The 7,828-nt window shown below is 44.8% G+C and carries 6 protein-coding genes and 3 pseudogenes; 3 read left to right on the forward strand and 6 right to left on the reverse strand.

Annotation, left to right across the window (positions count from 1 at the left end; translation table 11 throughout):
* Positions 1–82: pseudogene (locus LC574_RS16795) on the forward strand (abscisic acid-deficient protein Aba4 family protein); the annotation flags it as partial.
* Positions 83–892: 810 nt separating this feature from the next.
* Here the strand turns inward: LC574_RS16795 and LC574_RS16800 are convergent.
* The 3 genes and pseudogenes from LC574_RS16800 to LC574_RS16810 all read right to left on the reverse strand — a co-directional run bounded on the left by LC574_RS16800 (position 893) and on the right by LC574_RS16810 (position 4,294).
* A pseudogene (locus LC574_RS16800) lies at positions 893–2,404 on the reverse strand (group II intron reverse transcriptase/maturase).
* Positions 2,405–2,619: 215 nt separating this feature from the next.
* Positions 2,620–2,829 (reverse strand): hypothetical protein, encoded by a 210-nt coding sequence (locus tag LC574_RS16805; protein WP_229454570.1) that lies wholly within the window; start codon positions 2,827–2,829, stop codon positions 2,620–2,622.
* A gap of 133 nt (positions 2,830–2,962) precedes the next feature.
* The gene (locus LC574_RS16810; protein WP_229454571.1) at positions 2,963–4,294 is read right to left on the reverse strand and encodes a transposase; all 1,332 of its coding nucleotides are present in this window, start codon (positions 4,292–4,294) and stop codon (positions 2,963–2,965) included.
* A gap of 85 nt (positions 4,295–4,379) precedes the next feature.
* Between LC574_RS16810 and tnpA the strand changes: the two genes are divergently transcribed.
* Positions 4,380–4,787, forward strand: a complete 408-nt coding sequence (gene tnpA / locus LC574_RS16815; RefSeq protein WP_229454572.1) for an IS200/IS605 family transposase — start codon at positions 4,380–4,382, stop codon at positions 4,785–4,787.
* Positions 4,788–5,039: 252 nt separating this feature from the next.
* Here the strand turns inward: tnpA and cysW are convergent, their stop codons facing one another.
* The 3 genes and pseudogenes from cysW to LC574_RS16830 all read right to left on the reverse strand — a co-directional run.
* On the reverse strand, positions 5,040–5,915 hold the full coding sequence (gene cysW / locus LC574_RS16820) for a sulfate ABC transporter permease subunit CysW (protein WP_229454573.1): 876 nt from the start codon (positions 5,913–5,915) through the stop codon (positions 5,040–5,042).
* Entirely contained in the window at positions 5,902–6,741 is an 840-nt protein-coding gene (cysT, locus tag LC574_RS16825) for a sulfate ABC transporter permease subunit CysT (protein WP_229454574.1), read from the reverse strand. The genes cysW and cysT overlap by 14 nt, the downstream gene beginning before the upstream one ends.
* Before the next feature lie 242 nt (positions 6,742–6,983).
* Positions 6,984–7,421: pseudogene (locus LC574_RS16830) on the reverse strand (extracellular solute-binding protein); the annotation flags it as partial.
* A 37-nt stretch (positions 7,422–7,458) separates the two neighbouring features.
* Here LC574_RS16830 and LC574_RS16835 point away from each other — a divergent pair.
* On the forward strand, positions 7,459–7,828 hold a 370-nt coding region (locus LC574_RS16835), incomplete at its 3' end, for a hypothetical protein (RefSeq protein WP_229454575.1).

Here is a 7,828-nt window from a genome sequence, read left to right on the forward strand (position 1 = left end):
TTTCGTTTTGCCTTTTTGGGCGTTGATGATTTTATTGCCAAATTGGAAAGTTACACGGCAGATTATGTCATCATATTTGCCCAAAAAGGCAAGACGAAAAGATTGGCGACGTTAAATATTCTTACTTGTAGGCGAAACACGATTTTCCGCAGCTTGCGCCAAGGAATCGATTTCCATTTATCAACTGGATTTAACTCCGTTGTCATAACATTCTCTACGCATTTTGAACATCTTCTATGTAAACCGTACCCAGTTGTCTAACAGTCCTTACTTGTTAAATTTTCGAGTACATCTTATCAACTCTACCCGCTAACTCTTATTTAAGGAGTCCACAGTTTCGGAGATTAAATCTCTATGACTGGAGGTTGAAAGAGCAGTTTTATTCGTTCCTTAGTTTAGTTGTTTTGTAGTTTTAGGTTCTCTCATTTCGCCTACAATTCCCCAGAATTGCATTTATTCAGATCAAAATAATGCGGGTATTTTCACACTTTTACGTGTTATCTTGTGTCGTTGTCCGACCTTGAATTCGGTCGTTCACGTTCAGACGCTTTTTCCGAGAGTTTAACTAGTGTTTAACCATGACTACTTACCTATACGAGTTGCCCCCATCTCAGGTTTGTTATTCTCGTTCTGTCCCCAGCTTCATTTTTAGAGTTTATTCTCCATCCATGTGGGCAGTTTTGACATCACGCCATTCCTAGCGGGTGAGACTTGTCAAATTTGGGTTTGACGCACTCACACTAAACTAAAGTTATCTCTACTATATTTCTGAGTTTGCACTCAAGGCGGTGTAGAGACGATTTTCCTCCAAAGTCCTAAAGGGCTTCGGTTTCAATCAACGAACCGCACGAACCGGACGTGCGCCTTTCGGTGCATCCGGCTCCCGATGTTCTTAGCTTTTGCGTTGCTTCATGTGCAAGTAATCGTGACAGCTTTCGTGGATTGCCATCAGATTTTCTCTGCGCCAGTTGGCATGGTTACAGTCTTTGTGATGGAGATGGACTCGCTCATCGGACAGGAGTTTTAGCCCGCAGGCTGCACATGTATGGTTTTGCTGTTTTAGGGCAAGAGAGGTTTTGCCATCATAGAGTTTGCTGTTCCGCTCACTCCAGTAGGCTAAGTCTCCGTCGAAAGGTGATTTCTCTCCTTTGACGTTGACGTGTTTATTTTCGGAGTAAGGAACTGCTGGGAACGCTTTGTCAAGCAATTTTTTGCTGTCGTGGCAGTTCAGCTTGGTTTCCTTATTGAATACCCTGAACGCTCTGGTTTCAATATGTACGAGTGAGAATCTTGACCCGTCCATCTTGCAGAAGCGGTGGTAGTTCCTCCAACCTCTGACTACTGGTGCTAATTTTTCAGCCTTAACAGTAGCACCATAATTCGAGTTGTTGACGATGGCTTTTATTTTCTTACGAAAAGCTTTGAAGTTGTCCACTGAAGGAACACATCGGAACTTTCCGTTGCTCTGCACTTTGAAGTGCCAGCCTAGGAAATCAAAGCCGTCTGTCGAGGCGGTTAGCTTGGTTTTCTTTTCGCTTACCTTCATCCCTCTTTCAAACAAGAACTGGCTAATCTTTTCAAGTATTGCTTCTGCGTTATCATTGGGTTTAAGGAGAAACACCATGTCGTCGGCGTATCTCACCGAGGGGTGTACGTCCTCTATCTCATTAAGCGCAATGTTAGCTAGTAGGGGACTTACCACTCCGCCTTGTGGCGTTCCTTGTTCGGGAAATTCTGGATTGACTCCTGATTTAAGACAGCGAAAAATTCCCGTCTTTAAGCTCTTGGGAGCGATGAGTTTATCCATAATGCATGAGTGGCTTATCCTGTCGAAGCATTTTTCGATATCGAGTTCGATGACTCGCTTATCCTTCCCATTGGCATCAGATTTTAAATTTAGAAACAGAATTTTCTGGGCATCATGTGCTGACCGCCCTGTTCTAAATCCGTAGCTTCTGGCGTGGAAAGTTGCTTCATGTGCTGGTTCTAGGGCCTATTTTGCTAGGCATTGCCAGGCTCTATCGCCTAGGGTGGGAACTTTCAGAATGCGTTTTGTTCCATCCTTTTTAGGGATTGGTATTTCGCGTAACCCTTGGTGAAACCAGTTGCTACCGTGGCGAAGGAGTTCTTTACTCAATTCAAGCCTTTCCTCACAGGTAAGGTCTTTTTTGCCATCAATTCCTGCGGTCTTTTTCCCAGCGTTTAGCTGACTAACTTGACGGACTGCCAACAACCTTGCTGCGGTGGATTTCAGAATCAGCTTTTGAAGGGACTTTGCTTTGCGCTTGTCACCAACTTGAACAGCTTTATATACTCGTCTTTGTAGGCGGAATAGGTTACGGCGGAATTGCTTCCACGGTAAGTTCTTCCACGATTCACTAGCATTTTCGCTGTGTCTAATCATGCTCTGCTCCGATTTGTATATTCTGAACACCTCAGACCAATTACGGTCTGTCTTACCCGATGTGAGGATTTCCGCGTCTCGTCTCGCCTACTGAGGGTTCGACCTATTCTCAGACCTCATCATCGTTTTTATTCGTTCCCTCTGTTGGATTGTTGGTTCCTTTAGGTGGAGTCACTTCAACCACTGGATTCCCTTGACTCTTGCCACTGTCGTAGTTAAAACGTGGCGGGAATTATCTCCAGTAAAGTCGGGGGGTTTGTGTTATGCCCCGCTTCTGTGTGGGTTGCTTTTTTAGACTCTGTTTCACCGTGGGAACTCCCCATTAGCACCAGTGTCAACCCATAACAGTCGTCTGATTGCGCCCTGGTTCCAGCTTCAGCCTCCGTAATTCCGAGTACGGTCACTGTGGACAGATAGGGAGTCACATCTGAGTCTGATGGGTGGGACTTTCACCCACATCCGACTGAGAGTTCAACCTTTATGGCAGAAGTCTGCTGTCAGGTTGGTAACGTTATTTGCGGACTTTAACCGTGATTCACGTTACAACGAATCGCACAACTACCCACAGTTGGCTCCGCCTGAACTGTGGGTTTCTACATCCCTCAGTTCGTTTTTAGCGGAGACTTCTACAGATTTTTGACGCTTCTTTGCCCCTAGTTGCTTCATGCTTCCCGCAGTTTTGCGAGTACGTGAAGTAGAGCTAGACGACTCTACGTCTACGAGGCTAGTTCCTAACCCCGGCAGATTACCTTTTGCCCAATAAAGCATAACTTCGGCAGCAGCAATATCTCTGTCCTGTAGATAATTACAAACACCACACTCATGTACTCGAATATCGAGTGTTTTCTTGTGTTGGTTTCCACATTTAGGGCAGGTTTGAGAAGGCTTTACTTGTCGCGTTGGAACCTCGATAAATACACCACCATTCTGTTCTACTTTGTATTTGATGGTGCTACGCAACAGACCAAAACCAACATCAAGAATAGACTTATTTAGTCCAGCTTTCTGTTTTTTGCGTTTGCCTTTTTTAGCCTTAGCAGTCATGTTTTTTACTTCTAGCTTTTCAGTCGCCACCATGCTGTTACTGCTGGTTATTTGTGTGGCGACTTGGTGTACCCAATTCTGGCGTTGATTAGCGACTTTTCGAGTCAGCTTGCTAACCTTGGATTGGGCTTTTTTGAACCGTCTAGAAGCCTTGATTTTTTTCTTTCTATTCGGCGCACGTTTACGCCTCTTATCCTTAGATGCTTTCTTGATTAGATGTTCTGCGTTCCTCAAAAACTTCGGAGCATCGATTTGTTGATGATTCTCACCATCAGTAATTGATAATGCAGATTTACACCCTAAGTCAATACCAACAGCACCGATAGGTAAAATCTCTAGCTGTAGAATTTGGTCTAATACGTTGACAGTAATTGAGGCATACCATTTACCATTGCGATAAAGAATGGTGCAAGTAGTTGGTTTACCCCAATACTTAGCCTGTCCACGCATCTGGATACGCCCAATTTTAGACAAATTCAGATAACCATTTTCACCGTCTGACTCAACAGAGTAGCCAGTCTTGGCGGGATATGTCCATCCTGAATAATGCCTAATTGACTTGAATCTAGGGCGTTTACCTAGACCCTTGAACCAACGTTCAAAAGCAAAATCAACACGCTTCAATGTTGCTTGCAATGCCTGAGAATTGATTTCTTTATACTCAATCCAAACGTCTTTAAACGCTGGTAAGGAGTTCTGTTGCTCTATATAGTCAACAGAATAATTGAAGTTTTGATACTGGTGAAATCTATTATTGACAGCAGCGTTGTACAGGTCTTTGTGTAACTTCCGGTGATATCTCAAAGACTGCTCTATCTGCTTATTTGGGTATAACCGAAAAGTCATTCGCCTGATCGCCACTTCTATCTTTACCTCCAAGACAAGAATATACTATAGCATTGATAATACAGTTGAAGTGTAGGTTAGTCAAGTGTTTGTTAGAAAAGGTTCTCATTCTGTTTTTTCTGTTCACCTGCATTTTGTGTTTGTTACCAAATATCGGCGCAAGGTAATAACCGCTCCAATATTGGAACGGTTGCATGAGGTACTGGCAAATGTTTGCATAAAGACAAAATGCCGATTGATAGAATTTTCAGGAGAATCAGACCATATTCACCTATTGGTAGATTTCCATCCTGATAATAATTTATCAGCGTTAGTGGGTAGCCTTAAGTCAGCTTCTAGTAGAATTATTCAAAAAGAATTCACGGAGCATTTAGCAACTTTCTATAAAAAGCCTGTTCTTTGGTCTAGCTCTTATTACGTTGCATCAACTGGTGGCGCACCAATTGAAAAAGTAAAACAGTACATCAAATCTCAAGAAGTGCCTACAAAATAAATGTGAGCAAAGTCAAACTACTGGGGATTCGTCATACATCTGGAATTTGTTTTTGCTGATGCAAAAAATCAATTCCAGATGCAATCCTTATCCCCCGCTCCCTATCCCCACCCTATGAGTACATTGAGGGTGGGGACTTCCGCGACACGTTAACCCTAACGGTAATTTCCTAATAGGTACTAAGTAGATCGTACCATGTCCCATGATTTGCTTGTATCCTATTCAAAGGATAACTATAATCTCTTGATTTTTCTATTCAACATCTTTAATGCGGGTTTTCCGTTCCAGAATTTCCTTCAGCACTAAGGTTACTACTGCTAGTAAAGCTAACAGTACAGCCGCAGAGAAGGCAGCTTCGGTTTCATATTGTTTGTAAGCGTCTTCTACAAACAGTGGTAGGCTCTGGGTTTGGTCAGCAATGTTGCCAGATACCACCGAAACCGCCCCGAATTCACCCATTGCTCTGGCATTGGTCAAAATTAAACCGTAGAGTAAGCCCCAACGGATACTAGGCAAGGTGACGCGCCAAAATATCTGCCAATCTTTCGCACCTAGAGTTCTAGCAACTTCCTCTTGATCCTTACCAAATTCCTCTAAAACAGGAATTACTTCCCGCGCCACAAAGGGCATACTCACGAAGGCTGTAGCCAGTACCATACCTGGAAAGGCAAAGATTATTTTGATATCATAAGCCTGGAGCCAAGGGCCAAACCACCCAGTGCGTCCGTAAAGTAGCACAATCATCAATCCTGCGACTACGGGAGAAATCGAGAAAGGCAGGTCAATAATGCTCAAAACTACGGCGCGTCCGGGAAATTTATGACGAGCGATCGCCCAAGCTGCACATAAACCAAATACTGTATTTAATGGTAGAGCGATCGCCGCTAATAACAGTGTCAACCAAGCTGCATGGACAAAGGCTGGTTTGCTCAAGTTAGATAGAAAAGGCCCAATTCCTTTGCTGAAGGCTTGGACAAAAACGTTAATTGCAGGCAGGTATTGAACTAAGGTTAAATAGGCGATCGCTATCCCAATTAAAACTATTGGTATCCAACTCTTCTGCTCTTTAGGCTTGGCTGTATCTGTATCAGATGCAGATGAGTGAAAACTTGGCTTATCTACTGTCATATCGCCTTGCCCATGCTTGTAAGAAATTAATTGCCAACAGTAGTACCAACGAAATTGATAGTAAAACTATGCCAATTACTGTTGCACCAGAATAGTCATACTGCTCTAACCGTTGGAAAATCAACACAGGTGCGATCAAATCTTGGAATGGCGTATTGGAAGAGATAATCACAGTCGAACCATATTCCCCAACTGCACGAGAGAAACCCAAGGCAACACCAGTTAAAATTGTCGGAAATAAAGGTGGTAAAATCACTTTCCAGAAGGTCTGCCATTGAGAAGCACCCAGACACCAAGCGGCTTCTTCAATTTCATGTTCCATTTCCTGAAGCACGGGTTGCACAGTTCTCACGACAAAAGGTAGTGAGATAAATATCATTGCCACCGCTACCCCCGTGCGGGTAAAAGACACTTTAATTCCTAGTGGTGCTAGTAGCGAACCTAGCCAGCCATTATCGCTGTAAACTGTTGCCAGTGTTAACCCTGCTACCGCAGTTGGTAGTGCAAAGGGTAAATCTACTGTGGCATCAATCAAGCGTTTTAAGGGAAAGTCGTAGCGAACCAGAACCCAAGCAATCAGAGTGCCAAAAATCCCATTGAGTAAGGCAGCGAAGATTGCTGTAACAAAAGTTACATTATAGGTTGCCAATGCGATATCACTGGTTGCGATCGCCCAAAATCTCGCCGGAGGTTCCGTACTTGCTTTCAGGAACATGGCAGCTATGGGGATAAACAACATCACCGTCAGGTATCCTATAGTGATTCGCCAAGTCCAGGGAACCCGCCCCAATCTCTTCCAGAATGGCGTTTTTCGTTCAACTTCCAAAGAAGGAGATACAGTCGTCACGTCGCTTCGCTCCGAATTCAAAATTCAAAATTTACAATTCAAAAGAAAATTTTGTCAGTATTCGTAATTGCTAATTCGTAATTTCTATAGGATTTGCCTACACTCTACGGATTAAGTCGCCATTCGCGTAGCGTCTGTCTGCGACACGCTGCGCGTTTGCGTAGCATCCCGCAGGGAACGTAGAGAGCGTAATTACGAATTATCAATTACGAATTATTTAGTTACTGTTTCTTTTGAGCTTGAATCTTGTCAAATACACCCCCATCTGCGAAGAACTTCTGATCAATTGCTTCCCAACCGCCAAAGTCTGAAACTGTACCCAAAGTTTTCACCTTGGGAAATTTATCTGTAGCTGCTTTAGTTTGGGCTACTTCCTCATTTGCAGGCCTGAATCCTAATTTTACAAACTCTTCCTGTGCTTCTGGAGTATAGAGGAATTTGACAAAACCTTCAGCAACTTCGCGGTTGCCGTGCTTATCAACATTTTTATCTACTACTGCGATCGGGTTGTCGATAGATATATTCACATCAGGAACAATGTAATCAACTTTTTCGCCTTTTTGTTGTGCCAGAATAACCTCGTTTTCGTAGTTAATCAAGACATCCCCTTGGCCCTGCTTGGCAAATGCATCAGTGGCTTCCCGCGCATCTTTGGTCAAGGAGCACACCATCGAGCTGCCGGTGGCCGACATCGTGGTGAGCCCCGCGAACGAAGCCGCGCTGCGCGACCACCTGGCCACCGCGCTGGAGCATGGCAAGGGCGTGGTGCATGTGCTGGCGCCGCTGGACGGCCTGCGCGCCGCCATGCTGGCCGGCGCGCCCGCCGCAGGCATCGGCAGGCTGGAGGTGTTCTCTACCAAACGCGCCTGCCCGGTGTGCAGCACCAGCTATGCCGAGCTGGACCCGCGCCTGTTCTCGTACAACAGCAAGCACGGCTGGTGCACCGACTGCGTGGGCACTGGTGTGAAGCTCACGCGCGAGCAGCGCAAGGCGTTTGACGACACGATCCGCGACGACGACAACAAGGGCCGCGAGCAGACCTTTGCCGAGCCCGAGGTGGAAGACG

This window comes from Nostoc sp. CHAB 5715, from assembly GCF_020829685.1.
In the GTDB taxonomy this organism is placed as follows: Bacteria; Cyanobacteriota; Cyanobacteriia; order Cyanobacteriales; family Nostocaceae; genus Nostoc.

Bases quoted from the DNA above. Each gene is read 5' to 3' on its own strand.
- LC574_RS16810 (WP_229454571.1), bottom strand. From the start codon at position 4,294: ATGACTTTTCGGTTATACCCAAATAAGCAGATAGAGCAGTCTTTGAGA.
- cysW (WP_229454573.1), bottom strand. From the start codon at position 5,915: ATGACAGTAGATAAGCCAAGTTTTCACTCATCTGCATCTGATACAGAT.